This window comes from Halostagnicola kamekurae, from assembly GCF_900116205.1.
Taxonomy (GTDB): domain Archaea; phylum Halobacteriota; class Halobacteria; order Halobacteriales; family Natrialbaceae; genus Halostagnicola; species Halostagnicola kamekurae.
Genome location: NZ_FOZS01000001.1, coordinates 1,335,239 through 1,357,564 on the forward strand (window position 1 = coordinate 1,335,239; position 22,326 = coordinate 1,357,564).

The 22,326-nt window shown below is 63.0% G+C and carries 23 protein-coding genes and 1 tRNA gene; 15 read left to right on the forward strand and 9 right to left on the reverse strand.

Annotation, left to right across the window (positions count from 1 at the left end):
- Positions 1–45 precede the first annotated feature (45 nt).
- Together BM348_RS06890 and BM348_RS06895 are read left to right on the forward strand one after the other, a co-directional pair.
- Positions 46–972 carry a hypothetical protein gene (locus BM348_RS06890; protein WP_092903204.1) on the forward strand — a complete coding sequence of 309 codons (927 nt, stop codon included), beginning with the start codon at positions 46–48 and terminating at the stop codon, positions 970–972.
- A gap of 114 nt (positions 973–1,086) precedes the next feature.
- The gene (locus tag BM348_RS06895; RefSeq protein ID WP_092903206.1) at positions 1,087–1,980 is read left to right on the forward strand and encodes a bifunctional methylenetetrahydrofolate dehydrogenase/methenyltetrahydrofolate cyclohydrolase; all 894 of its coding nucleotides are present in this window, start codon (positions 1,087–1,089) and stop codon (positions 1,978–1,980) included.
- A gap of 42 nt (positions 1,981–2,022) precedes the next feature.
- Here the strand turns inward: BM348_RS06895 and BM348_RS06900 are convergent, their stop codons facing one another.
- On the reverse strand, positions 2,023–2,739 hold the full coding sequence (locus BM348_RS06900; RefSeq protein WP_092903208.1) for a DUF7117 family protein: 717 nt from the start codon (positions 2,737–2,739) through the stop codon (positions 2,023–2,025).
- A gap of 167 nt (positions 2,740–2,906) precedes the next feature.
- Here BM348_RS06900 and BM348_RS21210 point away from each other — a divergent pair, with 167 nt between their 5' ends.
- From BM348_RS21210 to BM348_RS06945, 10 genes are all read left to right on the forward strand, one after another.
- Positions 2,907–3,053, forward strand: coding sequence for a hypothetical protein (locus BM348_RS21210; protein WP_175507122.1), 147 nt, complete (start codon positions 2,907–2,909; stop codon positions 3,051–3,053).
- A 463-nt stretch (positions 3,054–3,516) separates the two neighbouring features.
- Entirely contained in the window at positions 3,517–3,792 is a 276-nt protein-coding gene (locus BM348_RS06905) for a PadR family transcriptional regulator (protein WP_092903210.1), read from the forward strand.
- 176 nt (positions 3,793–3,968) lie between these two features.
- Entirely contained in the window at positions 3,969–5,264 is a 1,296-nt protein-coding gene (locus BM348_RS06910; protein WP_092903212.1) for an MgtC/SapB family protein, read from the forward strand.
- A 108-nt stretch (positions 5,265–5,372) separates the two neighbouring features.
- Complete coding sequence (locus BM348_RS06915) at positions 5,373–5,786, forward strand: hypothetical protein (RefSeq protein WP_092903672.1); 414 nt, start codon at positions 5,373–5,375, stop codon at positions 5,784–5,786.
- A gap of 233 nt (positions 5,787–6,019) precedes the next feature.
- A complete protein-coding gene (locus BM348_RS06920; protein ID WP_092903214.1) occupies positions 6,020–7,402 on the forward strand; it encodes a metal ABC transporter substrate-binding protein in 1,383 nt (460 codons plus the stop codon).
- 58 nt (positions 7,403–7,460) lie between these two features.
- Entirely contained in the window at positions 7,461–8,201 is a 741-nt protein-coding gene (locus BM348_RS06925; RefSeq protein ID WP_092903216.1) for a metal ABC transporter ATP-binding protein, read from the forward strand.
- Positions 8,201–9,208, forward strand: a complete 1,008-nt coding sequence (locus BM348_RS06930) for a metal ABC transporter permease (protein ID WP_092903218.1) — start codon at positions 8,201–8,203, stop codon at positions 9,206–9,208. The genes BM348_RS06925 and BM348_RS06930 overlap by 1 nt, the downstream gene beginning before the upstream one ends.
- A 65-nt stretch (positions 9,209–9,273) precedes the next feature.
- Positions 9,274–11,370: an acetate--CoA ligase family protein gene (locus BM348_RS06935; RefSeq protein ID WP_092903220.1), complete on the forward strand. Its 2,097-nt coding sequence runs from the start codon at positions 9,274–9,276 to the stop codon at positions 11,368–11,370.
- Positions 11,367–12,494 (forward strand): phosphotransacetylase family protein, encoded by a 1,128-nt coding sequence (locus BM348_RS06940; RefSeq protein ID WP_092903222.1) that lies wholly within the window; start codon positions 11,367–11,369, stop codon positions 12,492–12,494. Before BM348_RS06935 ends, BM348_RS06940 begins: the two co-directional genes overlap by 4 nt.
- A 334-nt stretch (positions 12,495–12,828) precedes the next feature.
- Positions 12,829–13,122, forward strand: coding sequence for a PRC-barrel domain-containing protein (locus BM348_RS06945; protein ID WP_050051621.1), 294 nt, complete (start codon positions 12,829–12,831; stop codon positions 13,120–13,122).
- An 18-nt stretch (positions 13,123–13,140) separates the two neighbouring features.
- Here the strand turns inward: BM348_RS06945 and BM348_RS06950 are convergent, their stop codons facing one another.
- A complete protein-coding gene (locus BM348_RS06950; RefSeq protein WP_092903224.1) occupies positions 13,141–14,589 on the reverse strand; it encodes a DHH family phosphoesterase in 1,449 nt (482 codons plus the stop codon).
- 178 nt (positions 14,590–14,767) lie between these two features.
- Between BM348_RS06950 and BM348_RS06955 the strand changes: the two genes are divergently transcribed.
- Positions 14,768–14,841 (forward strand) — tRNA-Lys (locus tag BM348_RS06955).
- A 466-nt stretch (positions 14,842–15,307) separates the two neighbouring features.
- Here BM348_RS06955 and BM348_RS06965 read toward each other — a convergent pair.
- From BM348_RS06965 to BM348_RS06975, 3 genes are all read right to left on the reverse strand, one after another.
- Complete coding sequence (locus BM348_RS06965; RefSeq protein WP_092903228.1) at positions 15,308–15,985, reverse strand: HAD family hydrolase; 678 nt, start codon at positions 15,983–15,985, stop codon at positions 15,308–15,310.
- Between the two features lie 169 nt (positions 15,986–16,154).
- Entirely contained in the window at positions 16,155–17,204 is a 1,050-nt protein-coding gene (locus tag BM348_RS06970; protein ID WP_092903230.1) for a hypothetical protein, read from the reverse strand.
- Entirely contained in the window at positions 17,201–18,076 is an 876-nt protein-coding gene (locus BM348_RS06975; protein ID WP_245779409.1) for a S49 family peptidase, read from the reverse strand. The genes BM348_RS06970 and BM348_RS06975 overlap by 4 nt, the downstream gene beginning before the upstream one ends.
- A gap of 254 nt (positions 18,077–18,330) precedes the next feature.
- Here BM348_RS06975 and BM348_RS06980 point away from each other — a divergent pair, with 254 nt between their 5' ends.
- Together BM348_RS06980 and BM348_RS06985 are read left to right on the forward strand one after the other, a co-directional pair.
- Positions 18,331–18,999, forward strand: a complete 669-nt coding sequence (locus BM348_RS06980) for a helix-turn-helix domain-containing protein (RefSeq protein ID WP_092903234.1) — start codon at positions 18,331–18,333, stop codon at positions 18,997–18,999.
- A 92-nt stretch (positions 19,000–19,091) separates the two neighbouring features.
- Positions 19,092–19,559, forward strand: coding sequence for a hypothetical protein (locus tag BM348_RS06985; protein ID WP_092903236.1), 468 nt, complete (start codon positions 19,092–19,094; stop codon positions 19,557–19,559).
- A 9-nt stretch (positions 19,560–19,568) separates the two neighbouring features.
- Here the strand turns inward: BM348_RS06985 and BM348_RS06990 are convergent, their stop codons facing one another.
- The 4 genes from BM348_RS06990 to pyrB form a co-directional block, all read right to left on the reverse strand.
- Entirely contained in the window at positions 19,569–20,402 is an 834-nt protein-coding gene (locus tag BM348_RS06990; protein ID WP_092903238.1) for a hypothetical protein, read from the reverse strand.
- A 123-nt stretch (positions 20,403–20,525) separates the two neighbouring features.
- Positions 20,526–20,660, reverse strand: a complete 135-nt coding sequence (locus tag BM348_RS22170; RefSeq protein WP_281244673.1) for a hypothetical protein — start codon at positions 20,658–20,660, stop codon at positions 20,526–20,528.
- Between the two features lie 179 nt (positions 20,661–20,839).
- On the reverse strand, positions 20,840–21,379 hold the full coding sequence (gene pyrI / locus BM348_RS06995; RefSeq protein ID WP_092903240.1) for an aspartate carbamoyltransferase regulatory subunit: 540 nt from the start codon (positions 21,377–21,379) through the stop codon (positions 20,840–20,842).
- Positions 21,372–22,289 carry an aspartate carbamoyltransferase gene (gene pyrB / locus BM348_RS07000; RefSeq protein WP_092903243.1) on the reverse strand — a complete coding sequence of 306 codons (918 nt, stop codon included), beginning with the start codon at positions 22,287–22,289 and terminating at the stop codon, positions 21,372–21,374. The genes pyrI and pyrB overlap by 8 nt, the downstream gene beginning before the upstream one ends.
- Between the last annotated feature and the right edge of the window lie 37 nt (positions 22,290–22,326).

A 22,326-nucleotide genomic window follows, 5' to 3' on the forward strand; every position in this document is an offset into this window, starting at 1 on the left:
CTCGCCGGCACGCGGCTTTTCAGCCGGCTCGACGTACCGCCGTTTATGTCCACGCGCCCGACCGGAACCATCCTCGACGACGATCGATTGCTCGAGCTTCGACGCGCCGAGGAGTCGACCGACTCGACGCTGGCGCTCGAGATGACGCCGGTCGCAGAGCACATGGGGGCCTCGAGCGGTGACCGGATCGACTGGGACGTCGACGAGTACGAGGACGAGCCGATGCTGGTGTGTACCGCGATCGTCGACGCACAGGCCGATGACGCGCCGTATCCTCGTCGACTCCGTGACCGCGACGGGGACGTCTCGGCGCCGGTTCCCGATCCGCTAGTGGGAGCCGACCCACCCGAGGGACTGGGTCTCGACCTCGAGAGCTACGACGCCGATCGGCCGCTGCTGTTCGATGCGATCTCCATCGCCGAAACGATCGGCTTCGTCCCGTTTCGGTTCGACGACGGCGAACCCTATCGCGCCGAACCGCTGCAGGGCGTTGCCGACGAGAGCGACCCCGTGGCCGAGGAAACCATCGCGAACGAGCGAGACGACGACCCGTCCCCGCGGCCGGAGACCGTCGACGCGCCGATCGACGCCGAGGTACTCGAGGCGGTCGTCGACGAGACGAACGCCACTTTCGACGCCCTCTCGAGCGTGCTCGAGGAACTCAGCCGGCAACGCCTCGTCGGCGAAGCCGATGCGGTCGGCGAATACCCACCAGTTGCGGTAGACGACCGCGGCATCTGTATCGTGCCCGACGACGAGTGGGCTGCACGACTCGAGCCACAGCTTTCGACCGACGACGCGTCGGTCCTCGAAGCCGCGCGACTGACTCACAACCGACAGGCAAAGCGCCTCCTCGCCGCGCTCGAGGATCCCGATACCAGATACGACGAGTACGACCGGACCTACGATGCTATCGTCACCGACGAGCGAGAGACCGCAGAGTGGGAGGTCTCCGAAGCCGGCTCGACGTAGGGAAAGCGTCGGTTCGCCGATAGTGACCACGAACGTGCATATACCCGGTCGTTCGGGCGGGAAAATAGGCACAAACCCGAGCGTTGATTACGCTCGCTCACGGCATCTCGAGTGATGACCGAGATCATCGATGGAAACGCCGTTGCGAGCGAGATCCGCGATGGACTGACCGACGCGATCGAAACGCTCGCCGACGCCGGGACGCGGCCGGGGCTCGCGACCGTCCTGATGGGCGACGACCCCGCGAGTCAGACGTACGTGAACATGAAACAGCGCGACTGCGAGGAGGTCGGCATCGACGGCACCCACGTCGAGATCGACGGGGACGCGCCCGCGAGCGAACTCTACGACGCGATCGAGGATCTCAACGACGATCCGTCCGTCCACGGCTACATCGTCCAGGAGCCGGTCCCGGATCACATCGACTACAGGGAAGTGCTTCGCCGGATCGATCCGGCCAAGGACGCCGACGCCTTCCATCCCGAAAACGTCGGTCGGCTCGTCGCCGGCCAGCCCCGATTCAAACCGTGTACCCCCCACGGGATCCAGAAGCTGCTCGAGGCCTACGACGTCGAGACGGAGGGCGCGGACGTGACCATCATCGGCCGGTCGAACATCGTCGGCAAACCGATGGCGAACCTGCTCATGCAGAAAGCCGACGGCGGCAACGCGACGGTGACGGTCTGTCACTCCCGAACGGAAGACCTCGAGGCGAAGACGCGAACGGCGGACATCGTGATCGCCGCATCCGGCGTCACCGAACTCGTCGACGCGTCGATGCTCGCCGACGGCGCGGTCGTGATCGACGTCGGCATCTCTCGCGTCGACGCCGACAACGAGAAGGGCTACGAGCTCGTCGGCGACGTCGACTTCGAGAGCGCGAAATCGAAGGCCAGCGCCATCACCCCGGTCCCGGGCGGGGTCGGCCCGATGACGCGCGCGATGCTTCTGCACAACACCGTCAACGCCGCGAGCGCCCAGCAGGGAATCGACGTCGATCTCCCCTAAAATCGCGGTCACACTGGGAGTGTCGGAACTCGAACGGTCGATTTACTCGAACTCGAGCGCCTCGAGCTGTTGGGTCGCGCGCTCGATCGCTTCCGTTTCGCCCTGCAGAGCCGCCGCGAGTTCGCGAGTCGCACGAACGAGGGTCTCGGCGGTTTCCGGTCGAATATCTCCCTCGAGCATGCGGATTCGCGTGACGTGGTCCCCGAGCGTCTCGAGGGCGCGTTGTTGGTTGGTCGTGAGCGTCCGTTCCTCGCTCCATGTTCGGATATCGCGTCGGTAGTCTCGAACGGCGTTGGCGACGGCAATTCCGCGAGCCGAGCGAAGCGAGTTCGGAACCTCCGATGCGGGCGGGCGTCGCCCCTGATCTGCGACTTCGAGTAGCGTGAGAAAGTAGAGTTCGTCGCGCTCTGCGAGCTGCCGTTCGCGCGCGACGACGTCGGCGACGTGCACTAGTTCGGCGGCCGCGAGATACGTATCGTCGAGTTCGCGCAGGTCGCCCCCGTTGATGAATCCGCGTTGGCGGACGTACTCCCGGGAGCGCTCCCGACACCGCTTTGCGAGGTCGTCGGTCGCGCTGTCCTCGACGGCGTTTCGAACCGGCGTCAGATCGAACTCGATCTGCAGGTCCGTGTGTTCGGTTCGTTCGTCGAGGCCGACGCTCCGGAGCGTCCCACAGTGTGGACAGCTCACGTTCCCCGTTTCGTAGTACGACCAGCGGGTCCCACACTCGGTGCATTCGCGCTCGCCCCGAATCTTCATAGTCTCGAGTTCGGTCGGGACGTCAAAAGGTCCACCGACTCGTCGAGTCGACCAGCGTGATCCAACCGACGGAATCCGCTACTGGATCCGACTGGCTTCGAAAAGGACGTGTGCGAGTGTCGCTTCTTGTACCGGTCTTTTTGCGTCTTCACCGGGAACGACCCCGTATGCGAGACGAACAAGAGATCCGCGAGCAGTACGAGTTCCTCGAGGAGCAACTCGAGAGCGACGAGATGAACCACGACGGCGTCGAGCGGATGTTCACGTACTACAAGCGCGCGCTCGGGTGGGTCCTCGAAGAAGAACACATCTGAATCCATCGGAAATTGCGCTTGACATATTGAGATTCGATCCATTGTCGGTACCTTTAAGTTCTCCCGGGCAATTTTTCCAGTTGACGCTTCGCTTGGAGGGCCGAAGCGTCAGCGGGGACCAATTCAGGGCGGCAAGCAACCGCGTGACATTTTTCCGTCACGCGGTCTGCTTTCCTGTTTACGCGGCGACACTCAGTTTCGATAGTTACTTCAGCGCCGATCGAACGGCCGATATCGCGACCGTCGAGTCGAATCCGTACCGGGAGAATTGTGCTCTTCGAAAGCACCTGAAAGCTAAACATGAACCACGCGTTATGTGTGTTCGCTCGGGAAACCCCTCATCAGCACAATACGTACGGATTTCCTCGTTTACTGTAGCTCACACGAAAACTGGGCGAATTTGATCGAAACAACCCGACATGTTTATTAAATTTCGACAGTAAGTACGACCGGTACTTACCCAATGTACGACCTGACAGGATTTCAGCGTGACCTGCTCTACGTCATCGCTGGCGAGGAGGAACCGCACGGACTGGCCATCAAGGAGGAACTCGAGCAGTACTACGAAAAGGAGATTCACCACGGGCGACTGTACCCGAACCTCGATACCCTCGTCGACAAGGGACTCGTCGAAAAGGGACGCCGCGATCGGCGAACCAACTTCTACACGCTCACTCGCCGCGGGCAGCGCGAACTCGAGGCGCGCCGGGAGTGGGAAGGACAGTACGTCGAACTCTAGGACGGGGTCGGTCCGCCTGTTTTGACGTCCGGTGGCGCGTCGACCCTGGCTTCGCGTCGACGCCGACTCGTCAGGGTGGAGAGAACGCTCGTCGCCCGAAGATTTCCTCACGGCGGTCGCCTGCGACAATTGGGATGAGCAATTTGTTTATTTACTTCTACGGACAATAGCGGCAGGTGAACGGAGCGACGCTACAGGTCGTCGAGGCACCGCTCGAGGAGACGGTCGTTCGGATCGCCCTCGCCGGCGCGCTCGGGCTCTTTCTCGGTCTCGAGCGCGAGTGGTCGAAACGGCCGGCCGGAATCAGGACATTCTCGCTGATCAGTCTCCTCGCAGCGGTCTTTACGATCCTCGTGTTGGAGACCGAAATCGGCGATGGGGTGATCGTCCTCGGCGGACTGCTGGTCATCGTTCAGGGGATCATGCTCGCCGTCAAGGGCCTCCTCGACGAGGACGAAGACGCCGGCCTCTCACTGACCACGTCGGTCTCGATGCTCGTCGCCTACGGCGTCGGATCGGTCGTCGCAGCCGGTTTCGTTCTCGAGGGCGTCACCGTCGCCGTCCTCTCGACCCTGTTGTTGGTGCTCAAGCGAGAGCTCCATGAGTTCGCGTGGGGACTCTCCCGCGAGGAGATGCGATCGACGACGGAGTTCGCGATCCTCGCGTTCGTCATCTATCCACTCTTGCCCGCCGAAGAGACGCTCACTATCGGTTCGATCGCCATCCCGATCGAACCGAAGGTGATCTGGCTGATGGTCGTCGCCGTCGCGGGAATCGGGATCGTCAACTACGCGATCGTCTCGACGTACGGCGGGCGCGGCATCGCGGTCACCGGCTTTTTCGGCGGGCTGGCGGCCTCGACCGCCGTCGTCGGCACGATGCTCGACCACGTCAACCAGCGGCCCGAGGCGGCCTCCTACGCGGTTGCGGCGATCATCCTTGCGGACGCGGCCATGGCCGTCCGGAACCTCGCGATCGCCCTCGCGTTTACGCTGGGCGGCGGCGTCGACGTCCTCGTGGAGGCCCTCGTTCCGCTCGGCGCGGTCATCGCAGTCGCGGTGGCCGTCGCCGCCGTCTCGGCGGACTGGTCCGAATCGCCCGAGATAGACCTCGTCAGTCCGTTTTCGATGAAGAACGCGCTCGCATTCGGCGCGGTCTTTCTCGCGGTGCTCGTGCTCGGGTCGCTGGCCGAAGTCTGGCTCGGGACCGTCGGCTTCTACGTCACCGCCGTCGCCAGCGGGCTCGTCTCGAGCGCCGGCGCGACGACCTCTGCCGTCGTGTTGTACCGCGGCGGCCAACTCGGCACGACGGAGGCCTCGATCGCGATTCTGTTGGCGACGGTCTCGAGTATCGTCGTGAAGGCGCTGCTGGTGAGAACGGCTTCGAACCGGCGCTTCAAAAACCGCGTCGCGGCCGCCAGCGGCGTTCTTCTGGTAGGCGGTGCACTGGCGTCCGTCGTTCTGGTCATCTGATCGGCCGGACGGGGTCCCGAATCGGACAGCACCTTCCGCGTGACAGGCGCGCGCCAAGCGCGCTCGCGAGTCGGGACAGCTATGGACGTCGATACCGGAGTGTCGCTCGTGTCACATCCGGTTCGCGCGTGTCGGCGCCGCGTCCAACGAGAGCACGAGTCGATCGTCGACGGGATCGATTACTGTGCGGACGCGGTGTCGGAATCGTGGGACGACGACTCTGTGGCGGACCGTCGTCACGTCGTAGAGCCGATGCAATCGGCGCTCGAGTCGGCGGGGATACTCGAGCGGCTTCCGGTCGTACTGTCCGACGCGGTCGAAGCGGCGGGCTACGAGCTTCCGGCGACGCCGGTCGCCAGCCCACCGTACGTCGTCCTCACGAGTCGCGGCCCGCTCTGTCGAGCGACAGTCGAGCCGGGGCGAATCCTGATCCGGTTCGACGCGTTTTCGGTTTCTCGAACTCCAGAGCCCGTCTACCGGCGACGTGACGGCGTTCAGGTGTCCGTATCGCTGGAGTCGTAACGCTTTTGCGGTGCAGTTCGCGACGGCCGTCGGTTTCCGCGAGTCGACCGATGGAAATGAACGGCCCACAGACGAGCAACGGCGGTGTGACGAGGATGCGTGTGTGGCGGAGGAGTCGACGAGCAGTCGCCAGCCGTCGATTGTTACTAACTAACCTCCATTAAGTGCTACGAGTTATTAACATCTATCTTGGATATAATAACCTTTTTATTCGTCTGCTCGAAGGTACTCGTATGAATCTTTCACGCCGCTCTGCGCTGCGAGTGGGGATGGGATCGCTCGCACTCGCCACCGGTGCGGGCTGTCTCAGCGAACCAGAACAGAGCAACGCATCGGGCGGATACGCCGCGTTCTTTCCGCTCTGGGACTGGGCGCGCCACGTCTCGGGCGACGCCATGGAGTTCGAGAACGCCGTCGACACGGGTCAGATGGGCCACGGATGGGAGCCGCCAAGCGACCTCCAGCGGGACATCGCGAGCTCTCGAGTCTTCGTCTACCTCGATACCGAGCAGTTCCCGTGGGCGAGCGAGTTCGCCGCGGAGTTCGAGCGGAACTACGACACCATCACGCTGATTGACTGCATGGACGGTCTCGAGAATCACCTGTTGCCGATCGAGACCGAAACAGACGCGGACGCCGACCCGGCTTCCCACGACTTCGACGCGGCGGCCGTCGACATCGCGAGGATGACGCTCTTCGAGTATCGAACGGGCGAGGAAGTCGGCTCCTGGCACGAGGGTCACTGGCACGGCGGCGTTCCGAACGTTCCAGTCGGCGACGAGGTCGCGATTACTGCGGTCTTCGAAGACGACGAGGGCCGCGTTCTCCCGCTCGGCACCGACGAGCAGTTCCAGATCGCGGCCGATTTCGCCGGCGAAGCGAGCGACGCCCTCGAGATCGATTCGTACGGGGACCACGTGGTACTCGCCGGAAGTGAAACGGCGCAAGCCCGGGTCGCGTTCGAACTCGTCGCCGACGGCGAGACGGTCTGGGAAACGAGCGAGGAGCCGCCGACCGTTTCGGTCGTCGAGGAACTCGAGGAGACGACGGCCCCGGAGAACGCGGATCCGCACGTCTGGCTCGACCCGGTCATCGCACAGGACATCGTCGAAACGATCGCCGAGGGGCTCGCAGACGCCGACCCCGACAACGCCGACACCTACGACGCGAACGCGGCGGCCTACCGCGAGGAACTCGCGGCGGTCGACGAGAAACTGCACGAGCTTACCGACGCAGCGGACCGGACCGTCGCCGTCTTCGCGGGCCACGACTCCTACCGGTATCTCGAACGCCGATACGGGTTCGAGCTTCGGACTCCGGCCGGGATCTCGCCCGACGAGGTTCAAAGCAGCGACGACATTTCCGAACTGATCGAAGTCGTCGAAGAACACGACATCGAGACGATCCTGTACGACCCCTTCGAGACGCAGGACCCGGGCGAGGACGTCCCCACCATGGTCGACGTACTGCTCGAGGAAACCGACGCGACCGACTCCGCGCCCCTGACACCGCTCGAGGGGAACACCGAAGAGTGGGACGAGGCAGGCTACGGGTGGGTCGAACAGATGGAGTCGGTGAACATTCCCTCGCTGAAACGAGCGCTGGGAGCGGAGTGAGTCGACGGAATATGGAAGACATAAACGCCTTCGCGTCCGAGTACGGGGTGAACTATCCGTGAGTCCGGTCGTCGATATCGAGAACGTTTCGTTCGCCTACGGCGACACCGTCGCGATCAGAGACGTCTCCCTGACGATTTCGAAGGGTGACTTCCTCGGGCTCATCGGACCCAACGGATCCGGGAAGACGACGCTGTTGCACCTCATGCTCGGGTTGCACGCGCCCGACGAGGGAACCATCGAACTGTTCGGCGAACCCGTCTCGGAGTTCGCCGACGGCGAGCGGATCGGCTACGTCTCCCAGCAGGCGACCAGTCGCGGCGGCACGATGCCGGTGACCGTCCGCGAGGCCGTGACCATGGGTCGATTTCCCCACGCCGGTCACGCGCCGCTGAGCGACGCCGATCACGACGCCGTCGACGACGCGCTGGAGACGGTCGATATTTCAGAACTCGCAGACAAACAGGTCAATCAGCTCTCGGGCGGACAGCGCCAGCGGGCCTTTATCGCTCGCGCGCTCGCCTCCGAGGCCGATCTGCTCGCGCTCGACGAACCCACCGTCGGCGTCGACGCCGAGTCTCGAGACGAGTTCTACCGACTCCTCGAGTCCCTGAACGAATCGGGGATCACGATCGTGTTGATCGAACACGACATCGGCGTCGTCACGGACCGCGCGGATCACATCGCCTGTATCAATCAGGAGCTCTACCACCACGGAGACACCGAATCGTTCGTCGAGAGCGACGCTCTGACCGAGGCGTACGGGACGTCGGGACAGGTCGTACACCACCACCACTAATGAATCTCAGACGCGCTACCGAACTCGTCGGAATCGGAGCGACCGCGCTCCTCGCGGTTGCCATGCTCGTGTTCGTTGGCCTCGAGTGGCTTCGGGGCTACGCCGCCACGGGCTGGTTGTACGAGCAGTTCATCATCGCCGGGATGTGGATGGACTTCTATCTGGGAACGAACGTATTCAGCTACTCGTTCATGTGGCGATCGATCGCGACGGCCGTCTTCGTGGGGATCGTCGCGCCGCTGGTCGGCACGTATCTGGTCCACCGGGAGATGGCGCTGATCGGCGAGACGCTCGCGCACACGGCCTTCGCCGGCGTCGCTTTCGGCCTGCTGTTCAGCGCGACGACCGGCTGGGACGGCTCGTTGCTCGTCGTCGCGCTCGTCGTCGGCATCCTCGGGGCGCTCGGGGTCCAGTGGCTGACCGAGCGGACGAACGCGTACGGCGACGTCCCCATCGCGATCATGCTCACCGGGAGTTTCGCCGTCGGCACCCTCCTCATCAGTTACGGTCGCGGGCTGTCGGGCGTGAGCATCGAGGAGTACCTGTTCGGAAGCGCGTCCTACGTGACGGTCGGCGGCTCGCGGTTGATGGCCGCGCTCAGTCTGCTCGTGGTCGGCGTCGTCGCCGTCACGTACAAGCAGCTGCTGTTTATCACGTTCGACGAACAGGCCGCTCGCGTCGCTCGACTCAACGTCACCTGGTACAACACGCTCTTGATCGTGCTCACGGCGGTCGTCGTCGTCGGTGCCATGCAGATCCTCGGGGTCATCCTCGTCGCCGCGATGTTGGTCATACCGGTCGCCGGAGCCTCCCAGATCGCACACAGTTTCAAAGAGACGCTGTTCCTCTCGGTTCTTTTCGGCCAGCTTTCGGTGCTCGGGGGCTACGCGATCGCGATCAACCAGGGCCTCCCGCCAGGCGGATCGATCGTCATCACGGCGATCGCCGTCTACCTCGTCGCGGTATTCGGCTCGAGCGGCTCCGCCTCGGCGATTTCGACGCACTGACGGCACTTCTCCCGTCCGGGAACTGCCACCCACGTTTAACTCGCTCGTCGTGAAACGGTGTCGTGATGGGAAGGCTATCCGAACTGTTCGAACCCGATTCCGTCGCCGTCGTCGGCGCGACCGATCGGGAGGGCGCGGTCGGCCGGGCGATCCTCGAGAACCTCTCGACGGGGTTTGCGGGCGAGGTCGTTCCGGTGAATCCGAACCGGGAGACCGTCCTCGGACACGAGTGCTATCCGGACCTCGAGCGCGCCCCCGCCGTCGACCTGGCGGTCGTCGTCGTTCCGCCGCCGGTCGTCCTCGAGACGCTGCGAGAGATCGGCGAGACGGGAATCGAAAACGTCGTCGTCATCACGGCGGGGTTCTCCGAGACCGGGTCGGAGGGCGCGCGACGCGAGCGGGAACTTCGCGAGATCGCCGAGGAGTACGACCTCAACGTGGTCGGCCCGAACAGTCTTGGCATCATGTCGACGGCCGTCGGAATGAACGCGACGTTCGGACCGGAACGAGCGATCGAGGGCGGCATCTCCTTTATGAGTCAGTCGGGCGCGTTCATCACCGCGGTGCTCGACTGGGCGAACGATCAGGAGATCGGCTTCCGCGACGTCGTTTCGCTCGGCAACAAGTCGGTGCTCGCGGAAACCGACTTCGTCCGGCAGTGGGGCGAAGACCCCGAAACGGAGGTCATCATCGGCTACCTCGAGGATATCGACGAGGGGGCCGAATTTATCCGCGCCTCTCGAGACGTCACCGACGACACGCCGATCGTGCTCGTCAAGTCAGGTCGAACCGACGCGGGGGCACACGCCGCGTCGTCGCACACCGGCGCGATCGCCGGGAGCGAGCGCGCCTACGAGACCGGGCTCGAGCAAGCCGGCGTGGTTCGCGCGCGATCGGTACAGGAACTGTTCGACTACGCTCGGGCGCTCTCGGGGCTGCCGGTCCCCGAATCCGAGTCCGTCGCCGTCGTGACGAACGCCGGCGGCCCCGGCGTCCTGACGACCGACGCGGTGGGCGATTCGACGCTCGAGATGGCCTCGTTCACCGAGGAGACCCTCGAGGGGTTGTCCGAATCCCTTCCCGAGGAGGCGAACGTCTACAACCCCGTCGACATCATCGGTGATGCGGACGCCGACCGCTTCGCCGAGGCCCTCGACACCGCTCTGGCCGATCCGAACGTCGGGAGCGCCGTCGTCGTCAGCGCGCCGACTGCGGTGCTTGCCTACGAAGACCTCGCGGAGGTAGTCGTCGAAACGCGCGACCGACACGAAAAGCCCGTCGTCACCGCGATGATGGGCGGGCAGCGAGCGCGAGCGCCGGAAGCAACGCTTCGCGAGTCCGGGATCCCGAACTACTTCGACCCCGCGCGGGCGGTCTCGGGACTCGACGCGCTCGCTCGCTATCGCGACGTCCGCCGGCGCTCTCGAGACGACCCGGCGACGTTCGACGTCGATCGCGAGCGAGCGCGGCGGATTCTCGAGCGCACGAAATCGCGATCGGGGAATCAACTCGGCATCGAATCGATGGACCTGCTCGAGGCCTACGGCATCCCGACGCCGGAGGGCGCGGTCGTCGACGATCCGGAGAGCGCGCGAGAACTCGCCGAGTCGATCGACGGCGACGTCGTCATGAAGATCGCGAGCCCAGACATCGCCCACAAATCGGACATCGGCGGCGTCAAGGTCGACGTTCCGGACGCCGAGGTGGCCGACGCCTACGAGGACCTGATCGCGCGAGCGCGAAACTACCAGCCCGACGCGCAGATTCTCGGCGTTCAGGTGCAAGAGTCGCTCGACCTGGACGGGTCGACCGAGACCATTCTCGGCATGAACCGCGACCCGCAGTTCGGACCGCTACTGCTTTTCGGGCTCGGCGGCATCTTCGTCGAGATCCTCGAAGACACGTCGGTCCGCGTCGCACCGATCGGCGAAACCGAGGCGCGAGACATGATCGACGACGTGAAGGCGTCGCCGCTTTTGGCCGGCGCGCGCGGTCGCGAACCCGCGAACACCGACGCGGTGGTCGAAGCGATACAGCGTCTGTCCCAACTGGTAACTGACTTTCCGGCGATCCTCGAGGTGGATATCAACCCGCTCGTCGCGGGCCCGGACGACGCGCGGGCGATCGACCTCGTCGTCACCGTGGACACGGAGGAACTATGACTGACACAGACACCAGCGACGCGACGGAGCCGACCGACCGAACCGACACCGAGACGCTGCTCGTGAGTTCACTCGAGGGCAGCGTCGGAAAGACCGCGATCGCCCTCGCGCTCGCCCGACTCGCGAGCGACGGCGATTCGGCCCCCGCGGCGGGCTACATGAAACCTCGCGGGACCCGCCTCGAGAGCAACGTCGGAAAGACCCTCGACGAGGACCCGTTTCTCGCTCGAGAGATCCTCGAGTTCGAGGCTGAGATACACGACATGGAACCGATCGTGTACTCGCCGACGTTCATCGAACAGGTGATTCGCGGCCGCGAGGACCCGGATGACCTGCGAACCAGAGTCAGAGAGGCCGCGGACACGCTCGCCTCGAACTGCGATCGACTGTTCGTCGAAGGCGCCGGCACGCTCGATACTGGTGGGATCATCGATCTCACGGATGCCGATGTCGCGGAACTCCTCGACGCGCGCGTGCTACTCGTCGCCACCTACGAGTCGGCCGACGACGTCGATCCCATCGTGACCGCGGCGAAAACCTTCGGCGATCGACTCGCGGGCGTCGTGTTCAACGACGTTTCCGAGCAGGCGTACGACGAACTCGAGACGGACGTCGTGCCGTTTCTCGACGGCCGCGGGATCACGACGTACGGAACGATCCCGAGCGAGCGCACGCTCGCGGGTGTCACCGTCGAGGAGCTCGCGGACGAACTCGGTGCGACGACGCTCGTCGAGGACGATGAAGACACCTACGTGGAGCGATTCACCGTCGGCGCGATGGGCGCGGACAGCGCGCTTCGTCACTTCCGCAGGACGAAAAACGCCGCCGTCATCACGGGCGGGGATCGATCGGAGATCCACACCGCGGCCCTCGAAGCGCCGGGCGTTCGGTGTCTCGTGCTGACCGGCGGGCACCGTCCGTCGGGGGCTGTGATTGGTCAAGCGACCGAGCGGGGGGTACCCGTGCTCTCGGTCCAGACGGATACGCTCACCACCATCGAACGCGCCGAGGACGTCGTTCAGAGCGGCCGTACGCGGACCCGGCGGACCGTCGAACAGATGGAGTCCCTTCTCACCGAATACGCGGACGTCGATCTGATTTTCGAGACAGCATTCGAGAAGTGACTCGCGGGTCGTACGTTCCTCGCCAGGAAAACCGTGATCGGTCGGTCCGGGCAAACCGACCTCCTCCGGGTGGCCGAATGTCAGAGGCACCCCGGCACGCTACAGTACTGGCTGTACCCTCATACCCTCACCTGATGCGGACTCGCTCACTCGATCGTCTCCGGTATTTATTACTTGTGGCTATTTATAAGTAGGCGGGGCGCGACGCGATCGATGCAGACCGTCGCCTTCGATCGGTCGAGACCGTTTCGACGAAACGTTGCTCTCCTAACACCTGATCGGTCGCCTCGCCCGTCTGACTAACAATTAAGAGTGTGCCAGCCAAGAATGGATTATGGACGACACTCAGCAGGAAATAACTTCCCTCGTGGGTCGTGAAGTCTACTCGAACAACGGGGTCTTCGTCGGCGAAGTCGAGGACCTTCGATTGAACGTCGACGGACAGACCGTGACGGGACTCGCACTCGGCAGCCTCAACACGGAACTGTTCGAAGCGGAGGCGAAAAGCGCGAGCGGCGTCATCGTCCCCTACCGGTGGGTGCGGGCAGCGGGCGATATCATCCTCATCAACGATGTCGTCGAACGCGTTCGCAGCGCCGACGAGGACGAAGAAGAACTGATCGCGTAGGCGTCTCGTTCGATCCCGTTAGTTTCCGTTCGATCCCTCTCCGCCTTCGACCCCCATCGCGTCGAACAGCGTCCGTTTGACCGCCTCTTCGGTCAACTCGAGGAACGTGTCTCTGGTTTCGGCCGAAATTTCGATGCCGGTAAAGATGCCCAGCGGGATTTCCGCGCTGGCCTGCGTCGAGTGGCCCGCCGTCTCGCCGATTTCGCCGTAGGCGTCGTCGAGGATCTTGCCGATGTTGATCCGGATGTCTTTCGACCGGGCGGACAGGAAAATCGTCTCCTCGGCGATGCCGAAGACGGCGGTGGTCGTGACGCCCTCGAGGTTGAGCAGGTGGCTGGCGGCCTGCGTGAGCGCCTCGCGGTCCCGGACGATCCCGGCGTTCGAGACGAGGTGACTCCCCTGAACGTCCCGGTTCGCGATCGCCTCCGCGAGCACGTCGAGCGTCTCGGGTGACATCGACGGCGACTCGACCTGTTCTAACGTGTCGTGGTCTGCAAACGGATAGAGGTACGCGGCGGCGGTGAGGTCCGCGGGGGTGGTGTCGCGTTTGAAATCGAGCGTTTCGGCCCGGATACCGTACAGCAACGCGGTCGCGACCTCCTCGGAGACGTTGACGTCGAACTCCTGGATGTACTTCGTCATGATCGTCGACGTCGAGGACATGTTCGGTCGGATGTCGACGAATTCGGGCTCGTACTCCGCCTCTGGCTCGTGGTGGTCGATCACGATATCGACGTCGAGGTCGATTTCGGTCGAGGTCGAGTGATCGACCAGTGCGACCGTATCGTGGCCCGAGAGATCCTCGAGTTCGTCCCACTGCACCAGATCGATCCCGAGGAGGTTCACGAACGCCCTGTTTTCCTGGTGGCCCATATCGCCGAGATAGACGATATCCGACTCGACCCCAAGGTGGGACGCGATCGCTTGCAACGCTGCAGCGCTCGCGATCGAGTCCGGGTCCGGACTCTCCTGTGTGACGATCGCCAGTCGCTCGGTCGTCTCCTCTAACAGTTGGGCGAGTTTCCCCGCGTTGTACTCGAGTTCCCCCGACTCGAGGGCTCGAAGCGCCGAGTCCGCGATGACCGCCGAGGGGTTGATGACGATGTCGGCACCGAGCTCCGAGAGTTCGTCGCCGGAAACGGGGTCGCTCGCTCGAGCGACGACGAACTGAGTGCTATCGGAGTTTCGAATGTGCTCGACGGCTCGCTTGTTCGCCTCGACGTTCGAGGCGAGGATCAAGACGACATCGCGTTCGGCGACGAGTTCCGCGGCCTCGGGCTCGCGGATATCTGCCGTTCGTGCATCGAGGTCCTGATCTCGGAGCGACTCGACGCGGCTCTCGTCGCGGTCGATGATGAGGACGTCCTTGCCTTGCTCGACGAGTTCCTCCGCGACGGCGTAGCCGACGCTCCCACAGCCGAGAATCGCGTAGTCAGAAATCGACGAGATCGTGACCCCCATGCTCATGTGGACGTGATGTAGGTCTCACAGCACTTAACGCTCCCGAAGAATGGTACGTTCCGCGAACGGTGATTGCGTTCGGGAACGGCCATTGTGTCCGAGAACGGCGAGGCCGTGCACATCTGTCCCACGACGGTCCCCAAGGGAAACGTATTTCAACACGTATCCGAAAATCTCGGGTACAGGGCCGGTAGCTCAGTTAGGCAGAGCGTCTGACTCTTAATCAGACGGTCGCGTGTTCAAATCGCGCCCGGCCCGCTTCTGCTCCGAGCAATTACGCGAGGAGCGAAGCGGCTATCGGGATTTGAACGCAGAGAGAGCGCAGTCTCGCGAACGGAGTGAGCGAGGAAGCGATCGACCGTGTGTTCAAATCGCGCCCGGCCCGCTTTTGCGAGGAACGATTCGTGACGAGCAGAGCGGCGAAGAACTCGAGAGTCATCGGTTTTCCAGAGTGGCGGACCACCCGCAACCACGTTCCAATCGCCAAATTTCAGCTACACCTGCTCGCATGGCCGCCAGTACACTTTCCCGCTTGCGATTTGCTTCGACTCGAGATCACCCATAAAAGTCAAATCTTCGAGTTTGTTCCGAGCCGTATTCCGGTGACAACTCAGCAAATCCGAAATTTCGGGAGCACCAAACGGTTCACACCGGTCGTCGACATCGAGAAAGATTTGGAGAACATCGTCGGTCGTAATTCTCGGTTTTCGTCCGCCAGACATCGTTATCGCCCCGTATCTGGATGATCAACGATGTTCGGCAACTCGAGCAAATCCGAAACCTCGTATGTCGGTGTGACAGAGAGGTCGAGAGAACGACAGTGGTCGCGGCGGACGAAAACCGAGTCCATTCCCGCCCGATGTGCCGCAATCACGTCGCTTTCGCTGTCACCGACGTAGAGGGCCGAGTCGGCCTCGAGATCGGCCAGCGCGCTGTCGAGATAATGCGTATTCGGCTTTTTCAGCCGCAGACTTTCGAGCGTCTTTTCGCGGCCGTAGTAGGTCTCGAACAGCGAGTGGAGGTCGAAGTGGTCAAGGACGAACTCGATCGTGCTGTGGTGGTTGTTGCTGACGACGCCACACCGCTGTCGGAGGTCAGAAATCGCAGTAACGTCGTCGTATCGGGTTCTGGATCTGTCCCGAAATTTCTCGAACTGCGACTTTTCGTCGAGTCGTTCCCGAACCTCCCAGAACCGTTCTGGTTCGAGGTCGTATATCGAACAGATGTCGTACAGATCCTCGAGCGAGACACCCGCGACGATCGCGTCGACGTGATGGGGTTCGACAGTGGTTGTACCGACCGACCGGAACGCATCGCGAGTCGCACCGGCCTGAGTCTCGCGTGCAGGCGGTTCAACGAGGACGCCATCGCTGTCGAAGAGGACCGTATCGTACGTTGTCACGTTTGGCTGTACTCGGAAAGTCTAATTGATTATTTCGATTAGCGAACTCTCGGACCCGTACTGGACGATCACGGTGTCGTCGAGACTACCGCACAGCACGCTGGAATACGGTTCTTGGATGCGTAGAGACGAATGTTCAAAAATCAGTGACTGGCGTCGTTCGAGACCGTTACGTCGACTCGTTGTTCATCTCCGGAATGTCTTCAGCGCCGCCCACCGGAATCTGCGATTGGCCGCCCGTCGACGGTTGTCCCGCAGGCGTCTGGTTGCCTGCACCCGGGAGGCTCGCCTCGTTGACCGAGCCCGTCACGAGGAAGTCGGCGACGTTTCCGACGAGGACGTTGTTGTCCGCCCGGTGTGCGTTCTCGGGTTCGAGGAAGCTCGAGTCGCCGATCACCGCGACGTCTCCGTCGACCGCGGCAACGCCGTAGGACCCGTCTTCACGCGTCGTCGACATCGTTGCCTCCGCCTCGAGGACGGTATCGCCGTCACTCGAGCCGACCGAGGAACTACTCCGGAAGACGACTTCCTCGACGCCGTCGGTCAGGGCCGAACTACCGGTCGGCTCGGCGAAGATGCTGAGGTAGTTGTTGTCGTTTTCGGTGAGGTTGTAGAGGTAGCCCGCTTCGGTGTACAGCCCGTTCGAAGCGCCGAGTTCGGCGACTGTAGCCGAGCTACCGGGATTCGCGGTCATCACGAACCGACCGCCGGCATCGGTGAAGGTCGAGATGGTCTCGCGATCCTGTTCGGTGAACGAGACGGAACCCGGCGCGACGAACGCGTCGGCGTCACTGAGCGCCTGCGAGAGCTGTCCGTCGGTCGCCGCTCCGGCGTAGAACTCGACCTTGTGGCCGTTCTCGATGAGGGTCGTGACGAGCGGGGTAACGCCCCGTTCGGTACCGCCGAGCGATCCGGTCGAGAGTTCGGGACCGTCTGCGCTGTCCTGAATCGGCAACTGTCCGAGCGAGGTCTGTCCGCCGGCCGCCCCGCCGGTGTGGATCACGACCGTATTCGACTGCTCTTGACTGTCCATTGTGATCTCGCCACCGTCCGACGTTTCTGCGGGGAGCGCTTCGTCCGGTTGGAAATGGTCCTGTTCGGTATCGGGCAGGTCTGGCGTGCCGTCCTCGACGACGACCGTTCCGGCGGCGACGAGACCGATCGTCACCACGAATCCGAGGACGAATGTGGCAAGGAGCGTCCGAGCGCTCGCGCTCATGGCTGCTCACCTCCGGACTCCACAGCAACGGCGGAATCCGGCAGTTGCGGTGCAACCTCGTGGTGCCAGACATCCGGTGCGATCAGTTGCGGTTGGTAGGGGTTAATGCTCGAGTCGTCCGACGTCTCGATCGTCGCGTCGCCCTCCGCCGTCGTCTCGAGTCCCAGAATGCCGACGTCGCTCGACTCGCTTCGGTTGAACTCGAGGTTATAGGAGTCGAGGCCTGCCGAGTCGGCCGCGTGGTGGATCGCGTCGTCGAGCGTGCCGATCCGGTCGGCGTATCCGTTGTCGACCGCTTCGACGCCGTAGTAGGTTCGGGCGTGTGCGACTTCTTCGCGATCCAGCGAGATTTTGTCACCGCGTTGCTCCATGACGCTGTCGATGAACGTCTCCTGAATCAGTTCGGTGCCGGCGCGGTCGTCTTCGGGGTGGAGCGATCCTTTGTCGGGACCGCTCTGTCCCGCGCTCGGGCCGGTCGGGGTCGGTGCCGGTCCGGTCACGCCGACGCTACCCACAGAGGAGGACGGGGAAACGTAGATCCTGTCGGCGGGTGCCATCGCGTAGTAGGCGCCCGAAGCACCCATCGAGTCGACGTACGCGGTTACCGGCATCTCCTCGGTCGTCCGCTCGACTGCGGTGTACATCCGTTCGCTCGAGGCGGGTTGGCCCCCGCCGCTGTCTACCTCGAGAACGACCGCCTCGACGGAGTCGTTGTGGCGTGCCTCGCGGAGTTCGTCTTCGAACTGCTGGGACGTGTCCGAGTCGATAATGCCGCTTACTTCGACAACCTTGACCGTCCCCTCCCCGCCGCTTCCGAAGGCGTACACCTGCGGGGCTACGAGCGCAGCGGCGATTGCGAGCAACGCGACCACAGCAACTTGCTGTCCTCGTGAAAGCCTGTTAAATGGCCATAAAGTCATGTAGACTGGTATTCACACATACGGCACATAACTCGCGGCGGGGAATTTCTGACTCAGAAAACGCGAGCGAAAGGCGAATGGACCGACGGATCGAACCCGCGCCGTCGGTGACCCACCGTCGATCAGTCTATCAGGGTGAATTTTCGGACGAACGGTGCTAATATGTTTGGAAGTGGGGTTATTGCGCGTTCAGCGCTACCTGAGGTATGGCTTCAATAGCGGATATCGAACTGGCTGCGTCCGAAACGAGCCTCGGGGATGTCTTCGACGCACTCCCCGCACTCTTCTGTGAGATGGAGCAGGCGATCGCCTCGAGCAATCGAACGCTGTGGTTGTCGGGAGCGACGGCCGCAGAAATCGAGTCGGCGCTCGAGGAAGCGAGTTCGATCCGAACGTGTACGCAGATCGGCGGCGGAGACGACCGATGGCTGTTCGATATCGGGTTTGATCCCCAAAGTATCGACATCTTCGATATAGTCGATGCGGAGGGCGGGACTGTCCTCTCAGCGAGCGCTGCTAAAGGAATGTGGCGGTTCAGCGTTCGATTCCGCGAGCGCGAGGCTATCGCAACGTTCTACGAGCACCTTCGTTCGGTCGGTCTCGAGCCGACGATCGTTCGACTGTTCGACCCGACGACCGAGATGCACACGCGGTACGGATTGACGACACAGCAGTACCACACCCTTCTCGCGGCGGTCGAGCGAGGCTACTTCGAGATCCCACGCAAAATCACGATGCAAGAGTTATCGGACGAGCTGGGCGTGTCACACCAGGCGTTATCCGAACAGCTTCGACGCGCGTACCGCGCGCTCGTGACCGCCGAGTTCGAGACGTCCGCTGGTCGTGGAGACGCGGGGTTCACGTCGCCAGTCTGATCGAAGCGGTCGGGAGCGACGAGCGGTCGCCGCGTCGCCTGTCACTTGCAAGCATTACCGGCATACCGATCTCTCCCGTGGTAGACAGTGCAATGTGCGCACAATTCACCGACGACGACGTGGGAAAGAGCGTCGTCAACGAGAACGGCGACGAGGTCGGGATCGTTGCTGACGTCGAACACGGGACCGCACACGTCAAACCTGATGCGGGTATCACCGACACGATAAAGGCGAAACTGGGGTGGCAAGACACCGACGAGGAGACGTTCCCGCTTCAGGAGCAGGCCGTCGCTCGCGTCTCCGACGACGAAGTACGACTCGAGGGCGACCTCGGGGACACGGGCGGCGCCAGCACCGGCACCACCGCGGGCGCAGGCTCCACGGCAGGAGACGACTCGAGGCGGACTGACGACGACGGCATCCTCGACGACGATGATGATAGGGGCTTGATGGGCGATGACGACGACGATGGCGGCTTGATGGACGACGACTCGCGAGACGATAGAACACGGACGGACGACGACAGAAGCCGTACTGACGACGATGACGACCGCCTCTAGACGGCCCGACTAACCGTTCGGTTCCCCGTGGGAGACGCCCGTCCGCTGGTCCGCTCGCATCCGTCGCAGCGTCGCCCGACCGTTGCTCGCCTCGTACCCGAAGAGCACCGACTCGGCGTAGGCGTCGGCGACGTTCGTGGCGTCGATGAGATCGTCGATCTCGATATTGATGGCGTACAACTCGATACTGAAGGGGGTCTCGAGCGCGCTTTCGAACCCCTTCGCGATCGTCTCGAGCCAGTAGGTCGTCGAGTACGCCATGTCGTACAGCGGAACGACGAACTCGTCGACGAAGGGTTCGATCGCTTCGAGGTCGATCCCCGCGCGCTCGTAGAGATGCCCGGGGTAGGGGTCGGGATACAGCGTCATGTAGACGCGTCCAGGGATTCGATCCGCAGCCTCGGCGACGAACTCCGTGATAACGCTCGCGCGCCACTCGAGGCGGTCGTCGTACTCGCTCTCCGCGAACCGTGTCGTACAGGTATCACAGTGACAGTACTCGGCCCGCGGGAAGCCGATGTCGTCGAGTCGAACGTCCTCGTTGGCGGCGACACAGTCGTCGATGATGTCGAACAGGCCCTCGCGGTACTCCTCTCGGGTCGGGCAGATGTACGCCCAGTCGAAGTAGGGCCGGTCTCGAGTGGCGGCGTTTCCCTCGTCGTCGACCGGGACCAGCGACGGCTCGGCGTCGGCCGCCGCGTTGTCGCCGAAACACGAGACCATGTTCACCGCATTCTCGACGGGCGCTTCGGACCTGCCGGTCACGTCTTTAACTTCGTAGAAGGCGCGATCGAACTCCGGCCAGTCAAGTTCGTCTTCGTTGCGCGTGACGACGCCGTACATAGTCGTTCGTACGACGCCGCACGGGTAAGCGGTTCGGGTTTCCAGTCTGCTGGCGGCGGACCGTTCGACCGGTGTCCGAACTACCCACCAGTCTCGTCCAATTCGATCGAGTTGGTTGGCGTGTTATTCCGTCTGCTCGGCCTGCTCAGCCGGTTCGAAATCGTATTCGACCTCCGAAGAAGACCCGCTTCCGGAGACGACCTTCCAGAGGACGGCGATTGCGAACAGGGCGACCAAGATTTTGAGTGTGCGCGACATACTCAGTTCATACTACGGCCACAACGTATTTATTATTTCTGTTAGTTCACGGGTCCTGATCCATCGCCGAACCGATTTTACGGCTCGATCCAGGCGACGACCTCGAGATTCGACGCCGAACCGAACCTCACGCTCACTCGAGAACGAGGGCGGATCGTCACAGAGTGGTAGCCGACCGATCAGGTGTCGATCAACGCCGGAATGTCCTCTCGGAAAATCGTCTCGCAGTACGCACAGCGAACGGCGTCCTCGAGCACGTCGAACTTCGAGGTGACCGGTTCGTCGCCGGTCGTGATACACCCCGAGTTCGAACACGAGAGCACGCCCTCGACGACGTCGGGCCGATCGACGCGGGACTTTTCGACGACTTCGTACTCGCGAACGATGTTGATCGTCGCGTCGGGCGCGATGAGCGTGAGCACGTCCACCTCGTCCTGACTCAGCTCTCGATCCTCGACCTTGATTATGTCCTTCCTGGCGAATCGGTCTGACGGGACGTTCATCCCGATGGATATCTCCTCGCCCTCGCTCCCGTCGATACCGAGCACGGCGAGAACGTTCAGCGCCTGTCCGCTCCGAACGTGGTCGATCACCGTCCCGTTCTGGATTTTGCTGACTCGAAGTTCGTGGTCGTGTGCGTGACCGGTTCCGCGAGTGTCGGTCTCGCCGGAGTCGGTGGGTTCGCCGCGTGCGTCGTTTTCGCGTTCGTCGTTACTCATCTGAATCACCTAGGAGGAGATCGAGCAACGCCATTCGAACGGGGACGCCGTTGTGGGCTTGCTCGAAGTAGGCCGCGTACTCGGTGTCGTCGACTTCGGGTGCGATTTCGTCGACCCGGGGCAGCGGATGCATGATCGTCAGGTCGTCCGATGCGCTCGAGAGCGAGTCGGGACCGATCTGGTACTCGCCGGCGACTTTCTGGTACTCGTTTTCGTCCGGGAACCGTTCGCGCTGAATCCGCGTCACGTAGAGGACGTCGAGCGAGGGCAGGACCTCCTCGAGGGCGTCGTGTTCTCGGATCGACGCCCCCTCCTGGTGGAGGTCGTAGACGACCTCCCGCGGGAGCGCGAGGCTGTCGGGACTGATGAAGTGTTGCTGTGCGTCGAATTTCGTGAGCGCATGTGCCAGCGAGTGGACGGTTCGGCCGTATTTCAGGTCGCCCATGATGCCGATCGTCAGGTCGTCGAGCCCCGCGTTCTCCCTGATTGTGTACAGATCGAGCATCGTCTGGGTCGGGTGATGACCCGCTCCGTCCCCGGCGTTTACCAGCGGCACGTCGACGAACTCGCTCGCCATCGTCGCCGCACCCTGTTTCGGGTGGCGAAGAACGAGCGCGTCGGCGTAGCCTTCGATAACGCGGATCGTGTCCGCGAGGCTCTCGCCTTTGGTCACGCTCGAGGAGTCGACCGAACCCATGTCGATGACGTCCCCGCCGAGACGTTTCATGGCGGTCTCGAAGCTGAGTTTCGTCCGCGTGCTCGGTTCGAAAAAGAGCAAGCCGAGGAGCCGATCGGCGTATTTGTCGGCGACGGCCGACCTGTCGGCGTCGATCTCGGCTGCGTGATCGAGGACGGTCTCGATATCCGCCCGCGACAGTTGTTTGCTCGTGATGAGGTGATCGTGTCGCATCCGTTCGTGTACGCAGTTGCGTCCACCTTGAATCCCT